This is a genomic window from Agrobacterium tumefaciens (assembly GCF_017726655.1).
GTDB lineage: Bacteria > Pseudomonadota > Alphaproteobacteria > Rhizobiales > Rhizobiaceae > Agrobacterium > Agrobacterium tumefaciens_B.
Genome location: NZ_CP072309.1, coordinates 42272 through 61011, shown reverse-complemented (window position 1 = coordinate 61011; position 18740 = coordinate 42272). Strand labels below are relative to the sequence as shown.

Annotated in this window: 17 protein-coding genes and 1 pseudogene; 12 read left to right on the top strand and 6 right to left on the bottom strand. The window is 58.0% G+C overall.

All coding sequences use genetic code 11. The features are described from left to right. Positions 1-4 precede the first annotated feature (4 nt). The 4 genes from AT6N2_RS14460 to AT6N2_RS14445 form a co-directional block, all read right to left on the bottom strand. Positions 5-898: a DMT family transporter gene (locus AT6N2_RS14460; RefSeq protein WP_209089806.1), complete on the bottom strand. Its 894-nt coding sequence runs from the start codon at positions 896-898 to the stop codon at positions 5-7. A gap of 137 nt (positions 899-1035) precedes the next feature. Then, positions 1036-1440 (bottom strand): hypothetical protein, encoded by a 405-nt coding sequence (locus AT6N2_RS14455; protein ID WP_209089805.1) that lies wholly within the window; start codon positions 1438-1440, stop codon positions 1036-1038. 45 nt (positions 1441-1485) lie between these two features. Further along, entirely contained in the window at positions 1486-1704 is a 219-nt protein-coding gene (locus AT6N2_RS14450) for a hypothetical protein (RefSeq protein ID WP_063950150.1), read from the bottom strand. 155 nt (positions 1705-1859) lie between these two features. Then, positions 1860-2315, bottom strand: coding sequence for a pyridoxamine 5'-phosphate oxidase family protein (locus AT6N2_RS14445; protein WP_144578013.1), 456 nt, complete (start codon positions 2313-2315; stop codon positions 1860-1862). On the opposite strand from AT6N2_RS14445, the gene AT6N2_RS14440 reads away from it, so the two are divergent. Both AT6N2_RS14440 and AT6N2_RS14435 read left to right on the top strand, forming a co-directional pair. Then, positions 2266-2646, top strand: coding sequence for a hypothetical protein (locus AT6N2_RS14440; protein ID WP_209091992.1), 381 nt, complete (start codon positions 2266-2268; stop codon positions 2644-2646). The genes AT6N2_RS14445 and AT6N2_RS14440 overlap by 50 nt on opposite strands. Positions 2647-2762: 116 nt before the next feature. Beyond that, a pseudogene (locus AT6N2_RS14435) lies at positions 2763-2933 on the top strand (acyl-CoA dehydrogenase); the annotation flags it as partial. On the opposite strand, the gene AT6N2_RS14430 reads toward AT6N2_RS14435, so the two are convergent. Then, the gene (locus tag AT6N2_RS14430; protein WP_209089804.1) at positions 2930-3322 is read right to left on the bottom strand and encodes a winged helix-turn-helix transcriptional regulator; all 393 of its coding nucleotides are present in this window, start codon (positions 3320-3322) and stop codon (positions 2930-2932) included. The pseudogene AT6N2_RS14435 and the gene AT6N2_RS14430 sit on opposite strands and share 4 nt — an antisense overlap. A gap of 81 nt (positions 3323-3403) precedes the next feature. Here AT6N2_RS14430 and AT6N2_RS14425 point away from each other — a divergent pair, with 81 nt between their 5' ends. The 8 genes from AT6N2_RS14425 (at position 3404) to AT6N2_RS14390 (ending at position 14181) form a co-directional block, all read left to right on the top strand. Further along, positions 3404-4135, top strand: coding sequence for an SDR family NAD(P)-dependent oxidoreductase (locus AT6N2_RS14425; RefSeq protein WP_209091861.1), 732 nt, complete (start codon positions 3404-3406; stop codon positions 4133-4135). Positions 4136-4560: 425 nt separating this feature from the next. Then, positions 4561-5823, top strand: a complete 1263-nt coding sequence (locus AT6N2_RS14420) for a RhtX/FptX family siderophore transporter (RefSeq protein ID WP_209089803.1) — start codon at positions 4561-4563, stop codon at positions 5821-5823. 41 nt (positions 5824-5864) lie between these two features. Next, the gene (locus AT6N2_RS14415; protein WP_209089802.1) at positions 5865-7220 is read left to right on the top strand and encodes a diaminobutyrate--2-oxoglutarate transaminase; all 1356 of its coding nucleotides are present in this window, start codon (positions 5865-5867) and stop codon (positions 7218-7220) included. Further along, positions 7217-8701 (top strand): pyridoxal phosphate-dependent decarboxylase family protein, encoded by a 1485-nt coding sequence (locus tag AT6N2_RS14410; protein ID WP_209089801.1) that lies wholly within the window; start codon positions 7217-7219, stop codon positions 8699-8701. The genes AT6N2_RS14415 and AT6N2_RS14410 overlap by 4 nt, the downstream gene beginning before the upstream one ends. After that, positions 8688-10442 carry an IucA/IucC family protein gene (locus AT6N2_RS14405; RefSeq protein WP_209089800.1) on the top strand — a complete coding sequence of 585 codons (1755 nt, stop codon included), beginning with the start codon at positions 8688-8690 and terminating at the stop codon, positions 10440-10442. Before AT6N2_RS14410 ends, AT6N2_RS14405 begins: the two co-directional genes overlap by 14 nt. Next, complete coding sequence (locus AT6N2_RS14400) at positions 10435-11025, top strand: GNAT family N-acetyltransferase (RefSeq protein WP_209089799.1); 591 nt, start codon at positions 10435-10437, stop codon at positions 11023-11025. Before AT6N2_RS14405 ends, AT6N2_RS14400 begins: the two co-directional genes overlap by 8 nt. 2 nt (positions 11026-11027) lie before the next feature. Continuing rightward, positions 11028-12392 carry a putative histamine N-monooxygenase gene (basC, locus tag AT6N2_RS14395; RefSeq protein ID WP_233282509.1) on the top strand — a complete coding sequence of 455 codons (1365 nt, stop codon included), beginning with the start codon at positions 11028-11030 and terminating at the stop codon, positions 12390-12392. Beyond that, positions 12376-14181: an IucA/IucC family protein gene (locus AT6N2_RS14390; RefSeq protein WP_209089794.1), complete on the top strand. Its 1806-nt coding sequence runs from the start codon at positions 12376-12378 to the stop codon at positions 14179-14181. The genes basC and AT6N2_RS14390 overlap by 17 nt, the downstream gene beginning before the upstream one ends. A 33-nt stretch (positions 14182-14214) precedes the next feature. Here the strand turns inward: AT6N2_RS14390 and AT6N2_RS14385 are convergent, their stop codons facing one another. Beyond that, positions 14215-15075: a helix-turn-helix transcriptional regulator gene (locus AT6N2_RS14385; protein WP_337926177.1), complete on the bottom strand. Its 861-nt coding sequence runs from the start codon at positions 15073-15075 to the stop codon at positions 14215-14217. A gap of 251 nt (positions 15076-15326) precedes the next feature. Here AT6N2_RS14385 and AT6N2_RS14380 point away from each other — a divergent pair, with 251 nt between their 5' ends. Together AT6N2_RS14380 and AT6N2_RS14375 are read left to right on the top strand one after the other, a co-directional pair. Continuing rightward, positions 15327-17579 carry a TonB-dependent receptor gene (locus tag AT6N2_RS14380; RefSeq protein ID WP_209089788.1) on the top strand — a complete coding sequence of 751 codons (2253 nt, stop codon included), beginning with the start codon at positions 15327-15329 and terminating at the stop codon, positions 17577-17579. Beyond that, complete coding sequence (locus tag AT6N2_RS14375; RefSeq protein WP_233282508.1) at positions 17471-18682, top strand: GNAT family N-acetyltransferase; 1212 nt, start codon at positions 17471-17473, stop codon at positions 18680-18682. Before AT6N2_RS14380 ends, AT6N2_RS14375 begins: the two co-directional genes overlap by 109 nt. Positions 18683-18740: the final 58 nt, after the last annotated feature.

Below are 18740 nucleotides of genomic sequence, written 5' to 3'. Positions count from 1 at the left end.
TTGGCTATTTCCAGAACATCAGCGCCATCCCGGCCACGACCAGCGCGGCGCCGGCCCAGGCGCCGGGCGCCGGTACTTCGCGTGTTTTCAACCAGAGCAGCGGCAGGATGATCACGGGTGTCGTCGCCGATAGTGTCGAAACGATCCCGACCTTTCCGCCGGAAAGGGCAAAAAGAAGCAGCGTCATGCCGAAGGCCAGAGCAATGAGGCCCGTGGCCGCCGTCTGCACGAACAGGGCCGGGGTCAGCCTTGTCTTCGGTTTCACGGCTTGGATTGGCAGACTGGTCAGAGCGGTGAGGCAGATCGCCGCTATGCCGACGCGTACCATGGAGGCCGCCAGAGGGTCGATCCCGGTCGCCATGACAGGCCTTGCGATCAGCGATCCCACCGCCTGGCTGAGCGCGGCGAGGAGCCCAAGAAGCACGCCGATCCAAAGCGGCCCTTTGACGTTTTCCCATTCGTGCAGCTGTGCCTTACGCTTGCCGAAAAGAATGGCGAGCAGCACGCCGCTCAGCGTCAGGCCGATACCCGCAATGGCCTTTCCGGAAAGCTGTTCGCCAAGCACGAGCCATCCCAGCAGCGCGGCCATCGGGGCGTTCAGCGCAAACAAAATGCCGGACCGACGCGGACCAACGCGATTGAGGCAGGTGAAAAGCAGCGTGTCACCGACAAAAATGCCGATGAAACCGGACAGGAGAAGCGACCATAGTGCCTCGGGCTGAAGCTCCCGCCAGCTGCCCGAAGCAAGTACATACACCCCGAGCAGGGCAGCGACGAAAAGCTGGCGCGTCCTGCTGAAGGCGAGCGCGCCCAGCCGACCCGCAGGGCCCGCCGAAAGCATGCCAGTCATCGCCCAGCACGTTGCCGCACCCAAGGCGGCCAGTTCATAAATCGGCATGGTCCCCCCAACCGCTTCCAGGCCGATTTCAGGCCAAAGGCACAATTCGTCCGGCACTCATGGCAGATTCTGGCACTTCCTGCCACACCATAAGCGCGGTCCACGGCGTGCGGTCGGGCGGCTCGGTGCTTCGTGGGTCAGGCGCCCTTGATGATGTTGCAGATCCCCTCACGGATGACGTTCTTATCCGCGATCTGCCCTGCCTGAATATTGAAGACGGCGTCAATCCTCACGCTGGCGCCTTTCTGCCGGGCCACGACCCGCAAGGTCTGGATTCTGCCGCTGCCACTCGTTTCCTGATGTGCGTCGATAGCGGACAGTTCCTTGTTGATCTGGATACCGGAAAAGCCTTCCGCCGCCACGGCCTGTGCGAGCTTTTGCAGCACCGCCGGAGCCTTGGCCTTGGGCAGCTCCTGCCATGATTTGTAGGAAACGGCCGTGACCATCGGTACGCCTGAAACGGAGAAGTTTTTCTCGCAGGATGCCGCAAGGACAGGGCTTGAGAACGCAATCAGGGCGAGGGCTGCGATAAGTGATTTCATTGAATCTATCCAATTGCTGGTGAAGGTTTATCGGCTGTTGCCGCGTTAAAACGACGATCGCTTTCCTCGGTACGCTGCGGGTGGCGGGAGCGCCTCATGGGCTTGCGCCAGCGTTTCAAGCCATGTGGCAAGGCCCTCGGGCACGATCTCATTGCCGGCTTCCAACGCCTCAATCCACGAAAGCTCGCATTGCAAGGCAGAGGCAATGTTGATCGGCGTCCAGCGGATCACCCGCAGGCATTGATTAAACCGTTCCGGCGACATGATGATTGGTCGTTCCTCGTCGTTTTCGCGAAGCTCACTCACACTGACACGAGAGTCAATCCTTTTCTGCAACCTTTGATCGCCGACGCGAGTTCTTGGGTTGCATTCACCTTGAGGGCATGACGTTCCGGATGTGTTTGCAACGCCGTCTCGCGTCACACGGCTCCAATCGTTGCCGCATCGCTGGATCGTTCTATGACGCCGCTTTCGTCGCCATCCCAGAACTTGATTGTATGCGCCGACACTTTGATAAGAAGAAGATGTGGCGTATCCGTTCCCTGTGGAAACCATCTGTCGAGTTCATTTACCCAATGGGCCTCGAACTCGGCCTTGTCTCGAATTAAGCTCGCCTGGCCGTCAACGGAGATGAATATCCCCGGCTTTCCCAGAATGCTGGGCGGCGCGGAAAACGTCAGTGTGACCGTAGAATCCCGCTCGATTTCCGCGACCTTAGCGGTGTCTTCATACGAAAAGAACCAAGAGTCGCCGTCATATTCCACATCGCCATTATTGCTCATCGGCCGAGTATTAATTCGCCCAGCTGCACCTTTGGTGTTAAACATGCAAAAGTCTATCTTGCTCAGTTTCTTAGAGAGCTCATCCATCGTCATTTGCAACTCCTCGCTTTCGACCGACGAATTTCAACCCTCACCGCGGTTTGAAGTTCCGCGAGCTGGGAAAGATCGTCAAAAAGCCCAATGGACGATAGGGAGAAAACAGGTTCAACCGGTGAGACGGCATGAGATATTAACGCTTTTCATCGACTGGCCGGTGAGCCTCGTGGAGGAAGGGATCGACTTTCCCTTGCGTATCGTCCATCCGCAAGGGCGCCACGCTCCAGCAAAACTTCGCGCATTCGTCGACATGGCTGCGGCCAGCCTGCGCGAGAACCGCCTTCTCAATCAGCCCTTTAATATCACCAAACGAAGCCTGAACGTTTGAGCGAACTGCCTCCGTCCGCCGCGCAGTAGCGTAAGCTGAAGCGTTTGACGCGAAGATCCTCACCCGAGTTGTCGACATAGGCCGCAAAAAGGTTGTGCCCGGCGGACGCGAGGTTGGTGGGCGTGACGGATCTCGCGCTGGAGCTCGGCGGCAATCGGGGCTTACGGCGTGAGCACAATCTTGAGTGTCACCATCGCGATGCCATCACCGCAAGGGCGCACGGACTACAGAGCCATATGATCCGCAAGATCCTCGGCCGACAGAGCATCAATGCTTCATCCGGTTAGCGCTGCTTACGTGTGGTGTCATACTGTAGAATCGCCGCCTCGATCTTGGCACCGTTGGCGGCGGCCCATAGGCACAATGCTTCAAAGGGCTCCCGCAACGAGTGCCCTAGCGGCGTGATCGCGTATTCAACTCCAATTGGCTGCGTGGGAAGGACTGTTCTGGTGACAAGTCCGTTTCGCTCCAGCCGCTTCAAGGCGTCGGCTAGAGCCTTGTGAGTGATACCATCGAGACGGCGCTTGATTTCGTTGAAGCGCGAGGGTTTGGGACAAATCACTGTCAGGATCAGAATTGTCCATTTGTCCGCGATTTTATCCAGAACCGGGCGAACCAGCGGCATGTCGCAAAGCGCGCGATGAGAGAGGGTCTCGAGGTCGGTATACTCATCCATATCTAGGCTATTCCAGGTGCGTAATTGATATCAGATATCCAGCGTATATCATGAATGGATCAACGCGTGAAAGGCTTTACGATGGATAGAATGAAGAACAAGGTGGCTCTGGTTGCAGGTGGCGCAAAAGGGATTGGTCTGGCGATTGCAAAGCGCCTTTCTGACGAAGGGGCCCACGTCTTTCTCACCAGCCGGAGCGGAGAGGATGCCGAAAATGCAGCCGCGGGAATTGGCAACGGCGCGATTGGACTTAGGGCTGACGCAGGCTCACCGGAAGACATGGTCGCTGCCGTCGACGCTGTCCGCAGGGCATATGGCCGCATCGACGGACTGGTCTTGAATGCGGGTTTATCCGAACACTCGCAGATAGCCGAGATAACCACGGAGCATTTTGACCGCCATTTCGACGTCAACGTCCGGGGGATGGTGTTCGGCTTCCAGGCGGCTCTGCCCGCCATGACGGAGGGCGGTTCGGTGGTGCTTGTCGGGTCCATCGCCGGGACCGCAGGCTATAAAGGTTACGGAACCTATGCCGCCACGAAAGCAGCGGTTCGTTCTTATGCGCGAACCTGGACAGCAGAACTCACCCCGAAGGGTATCCGGGTGAACGTTGTTGCGCCCGGACCCACAGATACGGAGATGATGGCTGCTGTCGCGGAAGAGACGCGAGCGGAAATTGTTGCACCAATTCCGATGGGACGTATGGCGCAGCCTTCAGAAGTTGCCGCAGCCGCTTTGTTTTTGTTGAGCGACGACGCGAGCTACATTGCCGGTGCCGAACTATGCGTCGACGGCGGCTTACGACAGGTTTAACGCGCCGCCGAAACCTTTCCCGGGTGTCAGATGAGTAAAGGTGCTCAATGACATCCGGGTTTGCGAAAGAATAATTCTATCGCCCTGCTTAGGTGTCTTAGAGCAATGCGCCGCGGATCGCCAAACCGGCGGCCGCAACGCTTCTGAGCCTACCATCCTGAGCCCCAAGGACCATAGTAGTTTTTGGAAGTCGTCACTCATCATTGGTAGCCTGCCTCAGGATCGACCTTTCCGCGGAATTTGGACGCGCCACAGCCCGTTCGTAATTGTCTTAAACGGGTTCGCTCATATCCAAGCATTTTCTTAAAGCTGAGATAAAGATGAGAGAAATACTCCTCTTTAACTTCTTCAGAACAGCCGGGCGCTGGTAGCGCTGAGAACCTAACGCGGGTGGTGGTGTTCTGGAATATCAGTGCGGATCTTGCATGGTTAAAATCAACGACGCGATCTCCGGTGACGCGGGCCGGACACCCACCTTCCAGTGGTCGTTGATGTATGTGCTAGGGGGGCTTTATCTCGCTCAGGGCATACCCACCTATCTGCTCTTGGTGGCGCTGCCGCCGATCATGCGGGAGAGCGGTGCATCACGTACGGCCATCGGGCTGTTCTCTTTGCTGATGCTGCCGCTGATCCTGAAATTTGCGGTCGCGCCACTTGTAGATCGTTGGTCTCCATTTCCCAGACTTGGTCATCGCCGCGGCTGGGTGATCCCAACGCAGCTCCTTGTGAGCGCCGGGATCGCGTCCATGGCACTGGTAGAGCCAAGCGACGCCGCAATTTTGTTTGCGATCTGCATATCGATTACACTTGTCTCCTCCATGCAGGATATCGCAACGGACGGTTACGCCGTCAGGCACCTGACCGACAGGAACCGCTCTTTCGGCAACGCGGTGCAGGCAGGGGCTGTTGCGCTCGGCGTCATCATTGGTGGGACGGCGGCGCTCGTGGTGTTCCATATCGCGGGATGGCGCACGATGATCCTTCTGGTCGCCGTGCTGTCGCTGCTGCCCCTCTTGGCCGCTTTGGCGATGCAGCCGGAGGAAACCACAGGTAAAGAGACCAAGCGTGCCAGTCTCGCCCGTTTTTTCCGTCGCCCGAATGCCTGGCTGATCCTTGGTTTTGCGCTGACATACAGGGCAAGCGAAGGTCTCGTGCGGGGTATGGAAGGCACTTATCTGGTTGACAGCAAGGTGCCGACCGACTGGATCGGGTACCTCTCGGGAGGAGCGGCCGCAACGGCGGGTCTGATGGGTGTTGCTATCGCTGCGCTGATTATCCGCAAGGTGGGCCTCACAGCAACGCTTATCCTGTTGGGTGGCCTTAGAACCCTCTGCTTTTTCGCCTTTGCGCTCAATGCCTTCGGTGTATGGCCCGGCATGTGGGTGGCGATGTCGGCTTCGGCATTTCAGACCCTGATCCGGTACATGGAACTGGTTGCCATCTATTCCTTCTTCATGAAGAACTCATCGGATGATCAGCCGGGAACGGATTTCACCATCCTCACCTGCGCGGAACTCATCGTTTACATGGCGGGAGCCTCTGCAGCAGGTTTTGTTGCGGACCGTATGGGATACCCATCGCTGTTTTCGACTGCAGCCATGCTGTCACTCGCCGGAATGGGGCTGTCGGTCTGGTTCCTTCGACGGATCGGCCGCTGTCCGAAGGCACCTGTTATGGCAGGTGCCTGATACGGACGCGAATCCACAACAATTCCATTGGAGTTGATATCATGGACCCGTTCCCACGGCACGATAACGATTTTTACCTCAAGCGTCAGGCACGCCGCGAATCCAATGCGCGCAGCTATCCGCGGCGGTTTCCCCTTGCGCTGAAATCAGCGTCCGGTTGCCTCGTCACAGATGTTGAGGGACGCACCTATCTCGATTGCCTCGCCGGTGCCGGGACGCTTGCACTCGGGCATAATCACCCGGAAGTCATTGCCAGCCTTCAGGACGTGCTGGCCTCCGGCCTCCCGCTGCACACACTCGATCTTGTGACCCCCGTCAAAGACAAGTTCGTTTCCGATATCTTCGAAACATTACCCGCCGGATTGCGAGAAGAGGCCAAAATCCAGTTCTGCTCACCGAGCGGAACGGATGCGGTGGAGGCAGCTATCAAACTTGCCAAGACCGCCACCGGACGCACGGATGTCATTGCGTTTCGTGGCGCCTACCATGGCATGTCGCAGGGATCACTGTCTTTGATGGGATCGCTCGGCCCGAAGGCGTCAATCGGCCAATTGGTGCCGGGAACACACTTCTTCCCTTATCCCTATGCATATCGATGCCCCTTTGGGCGTGGCGGCGATGAGACCGCGACGCTAGCGGCAGAGTATTTCGAAAAGGCGCTACGCGACCCTGAGGGTGGAATAAATCTACCTGCGGCCGTTATCCTTGAGGCTGTTCAGGGCGAGGGCGGCGTTATTCCGGCACCTGCCGAGTGGCTGCGGAAGGTCCGCTCTGTCACCAGCGAACTCGGCATTCCACTCATCCTAGACGAAGTGCAGAGCGGCGTCGGGCGAACCGGCACCTTCTACGCATTCCAGAAAGCGGGCATCGTGCCCGACATAATCGTCCTGTCCAAGGCGATCGGCGGAGGTCTACCGATGTCTGTCACGATTTATCGACAAGGTCTCGATCTGTGGAAACCGGGTGCGCATGCGGGGACTTTCCGAGGCAACCAACTGGCCATGGCAGCCGGATCGAAAACCCTCGAAATCATCAAGCGCGATGGGCTCGTGGAGCGGGCAGCGATTGCCGGTCGCAGGCTGCGGGCCAATCTGGAACGCACTCAGAGCCATACGCCCTATATCGGCGAGGTCCGCGGCGAAGGGCTGATGCTCGGCGTAGAAGTCATCGACCCAACGCGCAATCCTGACAGCTTGGGCCATCCACCGCACGGTGGCGATATCGCCAGGGCGATCCAGAGCGCGGCATTTCGCGACGGTCTGATCCTGGAAACCGGTGGTCGCCATGGCAGCGTTCTGCGGCTTCTTCCACCGCTGACCATTTCCGACGCCGAGATCGATCAGGCCTCCGATATCCTGTCCGACGCTTTCCTGCGCCTTGGACGCAACGCCGCATGAATGTTACCCTGCTACACAGTAAACAGGTCGACGTGGCAGAGGACGCGTTGTCCACCGCGATCCTTGGCCCAGGGGACCCCGCGCTCAGGGCTTATCGTCAGGCGATGATGACCGCGGTAACGATGATCACCGAAAACGCCATCCGGGCTGACATTCACTCCGGTGTCGAAGCCGACGATATCCGCGGCTTCCTGGCGACGTTTGATGTCTGCCCGAACCGGGGAACCGGCGTTTCCGCGGCGCTTGAGCATGTCGGCGTTCCGGCTGTGCGGCATGCGCTGGACGTGGGCAATCCCGCCACCATGGCACATCTCCATTGCCCAGTGGCGATTCCGGCTCTCGCAGCGGAAGTGCTGATTTCCGCCACAAACCAGTCCCTCGATTCCTGGGACCAGTCACCATTCGCGACGCTGGTCGAGGAACGGGTGCTTTCTTGGCTGACAGGTTTTATGGGATTGCCAGAAACGGCAGGTGGAAGTTTCACCAGCGGTGGTAGTCAGTCCAACATGACAGCCCTCTATCTTGCAGCAGAGAAGCAGGGGCTCGCGGTTCGGCGGAACGGTGTCATCTTCACCTCGGAACAGTCGCATTTCAGTATCCAGAAAAGCGCCTCCCTTCTCGGTTTCGCGAAGGACGCGGTCCTGACCATTGCGACGGATGACGAAGGCCGCATGTCAGTTCCCGCCCTCCAACGGGCAATCGCTGAAACGGCTGCACAGGGACGGCCGCTGGTTGCTGTGGTGGCGACGGCGGGCACAACAGACCTCGGCGCGATCGACCCGCTGGAGGGTATCGCCGATATAGCGAAGGAACACGGCTTATGGCTCCATGTGGATGCGGCCTACGGCGGGGGACTTCTGTTTTCAAACTATCGCCATCGCCTTCGTGGAATAGAGCGGGCTGATTCGATCGCGCTGGATTTTCACAAGATGCTGTTCCAGCCGATCAGCTGTGGCGCCCTGCTTCTTGGTGAGCGCATCCACTTTTCGCCGCTTGCGACGAAGGCAGATTACCTTAATCCCGAAGTGTCTATTTTCGGTGATGTCCCCAACTACGTGGAGTCGTCGGTGCAGACGACCCGCCGCAGCGACGCACTGAAGGTGCTTATGACGTTACGCTCTATCGGGCTTGACGGTCTCGACGAGCTGATCTCGAAGACGCTCGACAATACGAAGGCAGCAGCCGGGGCTGTGCGAATGCGTGATTATCTTCATCTTGCGCAGGAGCCGGAATTGTCGACGGTGCTTTTTCGTTATGTTTCGCCACATGGGCCGGAGCGTTCCGACGAAGTGACGCTTGCCGTTCGCGCTAAACTTTTTCGAAAGGGCATTGCTGCTCTTGCTACCACCGTTCTTGGCGGACGGGTCCATTTTAAACTGACGCTTCTTAATCCCCATTCCACACCCGACGTCATTGGCCGCGTTCTGGACGCGGTTGGAGAGATGGCGCGCGAACTGGAGAACGACCATGTATGCCCGTAAAGCCGCAACCCTTGCGCTTCGATCCTTGCTCAATTGCGTGGCTCGCGAATATACCGAGCATTGCATATGGGGGCACGACAGTGGCAGACAAAAGCTGACGCTGGATTTTCCCGATAACGGCGGCAGCCTTAGGGTGCCGATACTCTATCGCTCCGCGACGGGCCATCATCTCTTCGGCGAGCCGCTGGTGCTGAGCGATGACGCCGGTACGAACACGATCAGCCCGGAACGTGCGATCGACATCATCGTCGAGCGCGTCGAGGCTACTGCCAGCGAAGAGGGACGCAAAGATCTTCTGGCTCGCACCCATTCCAGCCGTTTGTTGGTGGAGGCTGCGCTTCACGCGCGCGAGAATGATCTTTCCGAGCTTATTGGCGACCATGTCTCCTTCATCGAAGCGGAGCAGGGACTGATTGCCGGTCACGGAATACACCCTTGCCCTAAAAGTCGCGAAGGCATGACAGAAGAGGAGGGCAGACGCTACTCGCCCGAATTTGCCGCAAGCTTTCCGCTGCGCTGGTTCGCCGTTGCACGGGACGTTTATCACACAGGCCATTCAGATGGGTCGGCCGCTGCCGAAGAGTGGCTTGATGCCGTGGACGGCGAAACGTTGGCTGCTCTGCGTACCAGCCTGCCCAAGGGTGACTTCGCGTTCTTGCCGGTACATCCCTGGCAGGCGGACGCCATGCTCAAACAGGCGGATGTGGCAGCCCTGGTAGCCGCCGGTAAAATCGTGGACTGCGGCGAGGCGGGCAAACCATGGTTTCCTACCTCCTCCGTGCGCACGCTCTACCGGCCGGATGCACCCTTTATGTTGAAACTATCGCTCGGTATCGGCATCACCAATTCGGTGAGGGTCAACCTTGCCCGCGAACTGCTCCGGGGCGATGACATGTATCGCTTCCGGGCAAGCCATTTGTGGCAGGACCTGAAATCGGATTATCCGGGCCTGAATTTCATGCCGGACCCTGCCTATGTGGGTGTTTCGGTCAATGGCGGCGTGATCGACGGTCTTTCCGCCACGATGCGTGAAAATCCGTTCCATGATGACGACGTTGGCCGCAACGTCAGTCTGCTCGCCGCATTATGCGAGCACCTGCCGGAACGTGGCAGCAGGTTGGGTGCGTTGATCCGCAGGCGGGCGGAAATGGAGGGCCGCCCGGTGGCAGCGGTCGCTGCGGACTGGTTCTCACGGTTCCTGACGGTTTTCGTGACGCCGGTATTTGCTCTTTACCTGCGTCATGGCATTGCCATTGAAGCCCATCAACAGAACATGTTGCTCGAAATTGCCGATGGTTATCCCGTTGCCGCGTTCTATCGCGATAACCAGGGTTTCTTCCACCACGAGCGCGGCCATCTGGCGCTGAATGCTGCTATTCCGGGCATTGGGGTCCGCAGCGAGTCCGTCTTCGGCGAGGAGCCGGTCGATGAGCGCATCCTCTATTACGCCTTCATCAATTCCGTTCTCGGCATGGTCGGGGCTCTGGGCCGTGAGGGCCTGATCGAGGAAGAGGCCTTGATTTCGCAGTTGCGCGCAGCGCTTGTCAAACTCAACGCTGAAGAAGGCGGACAGTCCCGTCTGGTGGAAAAGATGCTGGCGCCCGTTTTGCAGTGCAAGGCCAATCTCAAGACGCGGCTTGCGCAGATGGATGAACTGGTGGGGCCGCTGGAAACGCAATCGGTCTATCTGCAAATCGACAATCCACTGTTTCAGCATGCGCGGGCGCAGGCTCATGGATAACCTGACCACGACTGGCGCCGGCTTTGCCTATTCCCGATACGATCCGGATATCGGCAAGACGATCAGCTTCAGGCTGCTGGACAAGGGGCGCGACCTTGACCTGTTGTGGCGCTGGATGAACCAGGGCCATGTCGTGCCGCAATGGAAGATGGCGAAGCCGAAAGAGCATATTGCCGCCTATATCGACGCCAATCTGGCTGACCCGCATCAGGATCCGTATATCGGCTTCATCGATGGCACACCCATGAGCTATTGGGAGGCCTATTGGGCCAAGGACGATATTCTCGGCCGCCATTATGCCGCTGCCGACAAGGATCGCGGCTGGCACATGCTGGTGGGAGAGCCTTCCTTTTTTGGGCGAGGCATCGCGCCTGCGGTGATCCGTGCGTTTACGCGTTTCCTTTTTCTCGATGATCCCGCCACGGAAAAGGTCGTGGGTGAGCCGAGCGTCGAGGCGCGGCGTTTGCTGCGTTATGCGCCGGTTTGCGCCTTCGAGGAGCAGGGGGAAATCGACCTGCCAGATAAACGCGCCAAACTGATGTTCTGCCATCGACAGCGCTTCATCGAACAATTTGGACTATGACCATGACCACACTCGATCTTACCGGTATCGGTATCGGGCCTTTCAATCTTGGCCTCGCCTCGCTTCTCTCCTCGCACCCCCAGGTTTCGGCAACGTTCCTGGAGCGCAAACCTGGTTTCCGCTGGCATGAGGGGCTCATCCTGCCGGGAACGACGTTGCAGGTGCCGTTTCTTGCGGACCTCGTTTCGATGGCGGATCCGACGCACCGCCTGAGCTTCCTCAACTATCTGGCCGCCCACGACCGTCTTTATAAATTCTACTTCTATGAGAATTTCCTGATCCCGCGCCAGGAATATGATGATTATTGCCGTTGGGCCTCTCAGCAGCTCGATAGCTGCCGGTTCGGCGAAACGGTTGCCGACGTGCGGCACGACGCTGCGACCGATACGTTCGTAACTGAAACCTCCGCTTTGGGCGGCACGACGCGCAGCTATCGAAGCCGCAATATCGCCATAGGGATTGGAACGTCTCCCTACCTACCGAAGTGGTCAGGGTTGAATGCCAACTCGCCGGTTTTCCATTCCGCCGAATTTGCCAAGCGCAAGGCGGAGTTGATGAAAGCCCGTCGGGTGACCGTGATAGGATCGGGCCAAAGTGCCGCTGAATGTGTGCTCGCGCTCTTTAGCGAACTGACACCGCAAAGGGTGGCGGCAGGAGCATCAATTCGCTGGATCACCCGCTCGGCGGGTTTCTTCCCCATGGAATATTCCAAGCTCGGATTGGAATATTTCACGCCCGACTACATGCGCGAGTTCCACAGGCTGCCGCGTACGACACGACGGCAGACGGTTGCCGATCAAGGATTATTATACAAAGGCATCAGCTTTTCGACGATTGGGGATATCTTCGACCTGCTCTACGAGCGCTCCATCGGTGGGCGAGATCCGGGCCTGTCGCTCGCGCCCAACTGCGATGTCACCGATATCCGATCATCCGGGTTTTCTGGTGGACTGAAGATCGGTCTGCGGCACAATCTTTCCGGCGAGGAAAGTGCTGTCGAGGCTGATGCGGTCGTTGCGGCAACCGGCTATCGCCACGCGTGGCCGCAATGGCTGGACGGGTTGAAGGAGCAGATGCTGGAAACCTGTGACGGTGGCGACTTGATCGTCGACGCTGATTTCCGCGCCAGACGACGCGACGGCGGCGCAGGAGCGATTTTCGTCCAAAACGCCGAAACCTTCCAGCATGGCGTTGGCGCGCCGGACCTTGGCCTCGGCGCGTTCCGCAACGCTGTCATCATCAATCAGTTGCTCCAAAGAGAACACTACCGAGTCAATGCGCGATCTGCCTTCCAGGATTTCGCAATTCCGAAAGACCACGCCCCGTCCTCGACAATTTCAGGAGACGTCTATGCCCGCGCCGTTTGACACGCTTTATCGCCCCGCCTTTGCGCCGTCCCTTTGGAAAGAAACTTCCCGCCGATTGCTCGCCAAGGTTATCGAGGAATTCGCCTATGAACGTGTTTTCCCGGTAACGTCCGACAAGCCGGGTCACTATCGGATCGACTTTTCGGCGGCTTCCTACAGTTTCAAGGCCAAGCAATATGTCTTCGATAATCTCTCGGTCGAACCCCAGAGCATTCTGAGACATGCTAATGGTATCAGCACGCCGGTTCATGATCCGCTGGCCTTCTGCGCAGAGGTGCTGCCGGAACTGGGCGTCAAGCCCATGACGACAGCGCATTTCATCCGTGAGCTTGGCAATACCCTCGTCTCCGATGCTCACATCGCAGCCCGTGCCGGCAAGACCGGTGCAGAGCTCGCCGAGCTCGATGATATCCGTATGGAAGGCGAGATGACCGGACATCCTTGGGTCACTGTCAGCAAAGGTCGGATCGGCCTCGGTTACGCGGACTATCTTGCTTATACCCCGGAAAACCGGTCGCCATTGAAGATCGTCTGGATCGGCGTAAGCCGCGAGCGGGCGTCCTTCGCTGGTGAGGCGGGGCTGACAAACGAACGGCTGGTGGCCGAGGCAATTGGTGAGACGCTCTACGAGTCATTTGTTGGCAGGCTGAATTCTGCTGGGTTCTCGACCGAGACCCATCATATCATGCCGGTTCACCCGTGGCAGTGGGACCATATGATCTTGCCGCACTTTGCAGCGGATATTTCTTCGGGGCATATCGTGCTTCTGGGGGAGGGAGACGACCTGTATCTGCCGCAGCAATCTGTCCGCACCCTTTCGAACGTCAGCACTCCTGCAAAACCGACGCTCAAACTGTGCATGACAATCCTCAATACGGCGGTCTATCGCGGTATTCCCGGAAAGCGGGCGCTGACGGCTGCGCCGTTCACGACCTGGCTTGATGACCTCCTGAAGGATGACGCTTTCCTCTCGAAAGATTGCGATCTCGCGCTTCTGGGAGAGCGGGCAGGCATGCATTATACGCATCCGCAATTTTCGAAGGTTCCCGGCGCGCCTTATCAGTTTAACGAGATGCTTGGATGCCTGTGGCGCGATAGTCTACAAGGACATTTGAAGCCCGGTGAAACCGGCATGCCGCTCGCCGCATTCATGCATGCCGGTAGCGATGGCAAGCCGGTGGTGCAGGCGCTGGCGGAAAAAGCGGGGGTCAGCGTCGAAAGCTGGCTGGGGCGGTTCTTTGATGTCGTGCTGCCTCCGGTTTACCACCTCCTTGCCCGTCATGGCCTTGCCTTTTCCGCCCACGGGCAGAACGCGACGGTTATCCTGAAGGACGGGCTACCGGTGCGGTTGGCGTTGCGCGACTTCATCGACGATGTCATCGTCTGCGATCTTAATTTCCCTGAAAGCGACAGCCTGCCGAAGGAGGTTCAGGATGTGCTGCTGCGCCTGCCGGCTGATTTCCTGATGCACTTCATCCAGACAACGCTGTTCATCTGCGTCTTCCGTTACATGTCGGTGCTGCTGGACAAGAGGTCGGGCCTGTCGGAGGAGGCGTTCTGGACGCTGGCTGGAGAAAGCGTCAGGCGCTATCAAGCCCGTTTCCCAGACATGGCTGCACGTTTCGCAATCTTCGATCTGTTCGCAGATGAGTATCCCCGCCTTTGCCTGAATCGCGTGCGCCTGTTCACCCATGGTTATGCCGACGATGACGAGCGGCCGGTGCCGGATTTCCAGGGCATGGTCAACAATCCTCTCGTCCATTTCGACCGGAAGAAAGACGCAGCCTGACGAGCCGGCAATCGGTTCGAAGGTTTCAACGTATCAAACGGTTTGCGTCGTCATGCGGCGCAAATCCGTCGGGCGTATGCCGTAGCGGCTGCGGAAAGTACGATTGAAATAGGACAGGTCGTTGAAACCCACGCTGTAGACGATCTGGCTGATTGGCGTTGCGGCATTATCGGAAAGAATTCGGGTTTTGGCGAGCACCAGCCGCCGCTCCAGCACGTAGCGTGAAAAGGTGGTTCCCGCCTTGCTGAAAAGCTTTTGGATCGCGCGCGGTGTGATCCCCTCGGCCTGTGACACATCGGCAATGGAAAACGAGCCATCGGCCAGATTTTCCTCGATCATCCCTTTGATTGCCTCAAGCCGGCTCTGCGGCACTGCCGAAGGTGCCGCCTCGGCCACGTATTGGGCGAGAACGGGCAGCAGCGAATAGAAGTGAGCCACCATCATGCTGGCGTGCTCCTTGTCCTGATGGTCCTGGCGCAGCAGATAACCCGCATAGTTGGTCAGGAGCTGTAACGGCAGGCATTCTGCTGAAAACGGCCGCAACAAAATCCGGTCGACGGATTTCCGCGCGAGCGTAATGCCGGCGTGGGGAAGATGCGCGCAGTCGAGGCGCCCGCCTTCGGGCAGAACGATTTCCGACATCATGTCGGAGGGAAGGAGGATGACATCACGCGGTGCCATCTCGAAGCTCTGTTTGCGATGATGAACGATCAACGGCCCGTCCGTCGCCCTCAACATCACGATATCAGGCCTGCCCACCCCATATGCAGTCAGACGCAATGCGGTCCTTGGCAGGTAAACGGTGGCCAGCGACAGTTCCTGATGTTTCCAGACAAGGCCGGTCACGCCTGCCAGATCACCGTCTTCGACGGTTATCGTTGCTTCTCCCAGCATATCCAGAAGTATCGTGCGGCAGACCAGCCTGCTTTCTGAATCGGGCAGGGTAAGGGTTCCAAGTTTCAAGGGTCGGATCACTTCCATGAAAAATCAAACCTGTCTTTTCTGTTGATGTTCGCATCTATCCAAATCGGGTTCGTCCCCATCCAAGCCCGGCCGTTTCATAGCGCATAAAACATGATAAAAATAGTCTTGTATTCTTCCCGGTTGGACTAACCCGGAGATATTTTTTTCGCATTGGGGGCGACATGATCGGAAAGTGGAATGTCGGCGTTAGTCTTCTGGCTATCGTCGTTGCAATTGGTGGCGGCACCAGCCGGGCGCAGGCGCAGGATGCATCGCAGAGCGAGCAACCAAACAGCGGTTCGACGGTGCTGCAGCCGATCGTCGTGACCGGCAGCCGTATACCCCAGCAGATTTCGCGAACGGCGCGAACGATTTATGTCGTCGATGCACAGGCCATCGAGACTGAGGCCCGCTCGGGCAAGTCGCTACAGCAGATTCTCGCCGAGAAAGTTCCAAGCTTCGATCCCGCGAGCGAAGGCGCGCGCACGGCTTACGGCCAGAACCTGCGAGGACGCACGGCCCTCATTCTTATCGATGGTGTTTCGATGAACTCGGCCCGCTCGCTCAGTCGCCAATTCGATTCCATAGACCCCTTCAATATCGAGCGCGTGGAGGTCCTGTCCGGTGCAACGGCGATCTATGGCGGCAATGCGACAGGCGGCGTCATCAACATCATCACGAAGAAGGGCAAGGATGCGCCGGAAGGTCTGCATGGCGAAGTGACGGCTGGCCTCGGCAGCGGCTTTGGGCACACCCGCGACATTGACCGCAATGGTGCGGGTGCGGTGACCTATAACAGCGAAAACTGGGACGCGCGTTTCGCCATTGCCGGTAACCAGACAGGTGCCTTTTACGACGGCTCCGGCACGATGCTCACGCCTGATATCACCCAGACATCCACCGCTTTTAACAAGCGCGTCGATTTCATGGGTACTGTCGGCCTTCAGTTTGACGACAACAGACGCCTCGAAGTATCAGGCCAATTTTACGACAGCGCACAGGATTCGCCATTTGGGCTTTATCTTGGCGCGGGGCTTGCCGGCATACGCAATTCCAAACTGGTCGAAACGCGGGATGGATACCGGTCGGATTTCAATCCCCGAACGCGTCGCACGATGGTCAACGCGACCTATACCGACAATGACTTCTTAGGCCAGGAGCTTCTTCTGCAGGGCAGCTTCCGACGGGAAGAAATCCGGTTTCACCCTTTCCCCGGCAGCGCGATTTTCTCTCCCTTCGTCTATTTCGGCGGCAGCTCGCAGGATACCGATTATTACAGCCTGAAGGCAGCGATGATCTCGGAGCCTCTGGACGGGCTGAAGGTTACCTACGGCATCGACGCCGACCGGGATTCGCTGAGTTCCAAACAAAATGTCTTCGATTTCCTCAGCGTTGCAACGACTGGGGCCATGGACTTCAAGACACGCGGCATAACGGGACTCTACCCCGATATTGATGTCTCGACCGTTGCCGGTTTCATCCAGGGATCTTATGAGGCGACAGATCGGCTGACGGTCAACGGCGGGGTGCGTTATCAATATGTTACCACCGATGTCTCCAGCTTCGCCGGAGCGGCACAGCAGGTCGCCGTCCTGAACAGGGTCGGTTCCTCCGTTGATAGCATCCCCGGCGGCGACGTCAGTTACGATGCCGCCTTGTTCAACGCAGGCGCGACCTATGAATTGACCGACGCGCAGCAGGTCTATGCCAATTTCAGCCAGGGCTTCGAGCTGCCTGATCCGGCGAAATATTACGGGATCGGCAGCTACAGGCTCGTCGGCGGCCGTTATGTCCTCTTGAACAGCGTCAACGTGGGCGACTCGGCACTTCAGGCGATCAAAACGAACTCCTTCGAAGTTGGTTATCGCTTCAATGACGATACATATAGCTTCGAAACGGCGGCATATTATTCGCTCTCCAACCGATCCATCGAGCTTAACCGCACGACCTTGGCCGTTGATGTGGTTGATCGTGAACGACGCGTCTATGGTATTGAGGCGAACGCCAGCGCGAAACTGGATTACGGCTTCGACGTTGGCACATCAGCGCATTGGGTGAAGTCGGAAATAAAAAGCGACGGTCAGTGGGAAAAGGAAAGCATCGGCAGTGCCAGTGTTTCCAAACTTGGCGGTTATGTCGGCTGGACGAAAGATAACTTCAACGTCAAGCTTGCCGGGCAGCATGTCTTCAGCCTCAGTGACGATGACAGGCGGACGATCGATGGTTACACCCTGTTTGATCTAACCGGCGCGTATCGTTTCGAAGCTCAGGAGACGACGCTGCGCTTCGGCGTGATGAACCTCTTCGACAAGGATTACTCGACTATATGGGGCGCTCGCGCCAACGCTCTTTACGGGGCTTTAGCAAACGAGGCCGTGTTCGACTACAAGGGGCGCGGACGCACTTTCGCCGTGTCGCTAACGAAAGTTTTCTGATGAATTGGCAGGGCGACATGCGGCGGAAGATCGTTACTCCCGCCACACCCCGCGACGTGGGCGGAATGACCAGTCCTGGTGTCTATCTCGCCTTCAATCTCCATCGCCGCGGACCAGTTGGAGTCTATCGAGACGGTCAGCAGCTTCTGGTTTCTGATGCTCATGGGGCAAAGGCAGCCTTCCATCTTTCAACGGATGACAGTGCTGGAAAGATCGAGGTTTCCGACCTGTCGGTCGCGGCGTCCGGTGCTTGGCGTCTTGCCGCCGCAGCGTTCGAATGCCTGTTTTCCTCGTCTCCAGCGCTTCGGTTTATGACGCTGTCGGGCAATGGTTGGGCAAGTTTCGAAGAGGAGTTTGCGGCCCACGGGCTTTATATGCACGCGGCATCCACCTCGTCACTTCCTTCCGTGTGGGCAGATATGTTCTGGCAGACGCAAGGTCTTTGGAATGCACCCGCCACCGCGTTGTTCCCCCGCCACGAAATCCATGACGGCAGAGTGTCGCATCCCTCACGTCCACGCAAACCTGTCGGGACGGTCTATGCCCGCTACATTCCCTGGCTAGGCGGCGTCCTTTCTTTTGATGTGGCGACCCTAGACGACCTGCCGGAGGTGCACCGCTGGATGAACAGTCCCCGTGTGAACGAGTTCTGGCATGAAGCTGGAGACGAAGATCGCCACAGGCACTATCTGGAAGGCATGTTCGCAGACCCACATATCATGCCGCTTATAGGCCGGTTCGGTGGCAGGGCGTTTTCCTATTTCGAGGTGTACTGGGCAAAAGAAGATGTCGTCGGGACCTTCTGCGATGCGAACGACTATGACCGCGGTTGCCACGTTATCGTGGGTGACGAGGCATGTCGTGGCCGCGAGTGGTTCACCGCCTGGCTGCCTTCCCTTCTGCACTACATGTTTCTTGACGATCCGCGTACAGAGCGCATCGTGCAGGAGCCAAGCAGCAACCATCACCGGCAATTGAGAAATCTGCAAAAGTCCGGCTTTTCACATCTCAAAAGCGTTGATCTGCCGACGAAACACGCCGCCATCATGACCATTGGCCGACAGCGCTTCTTCTCTGATCGGCTGTGGCATCCGGCCGATTAGTGGCTGGAATTTTGGACTAGCATTCTTGCCGCATGAGAAAGATTGATATGCGCACCGG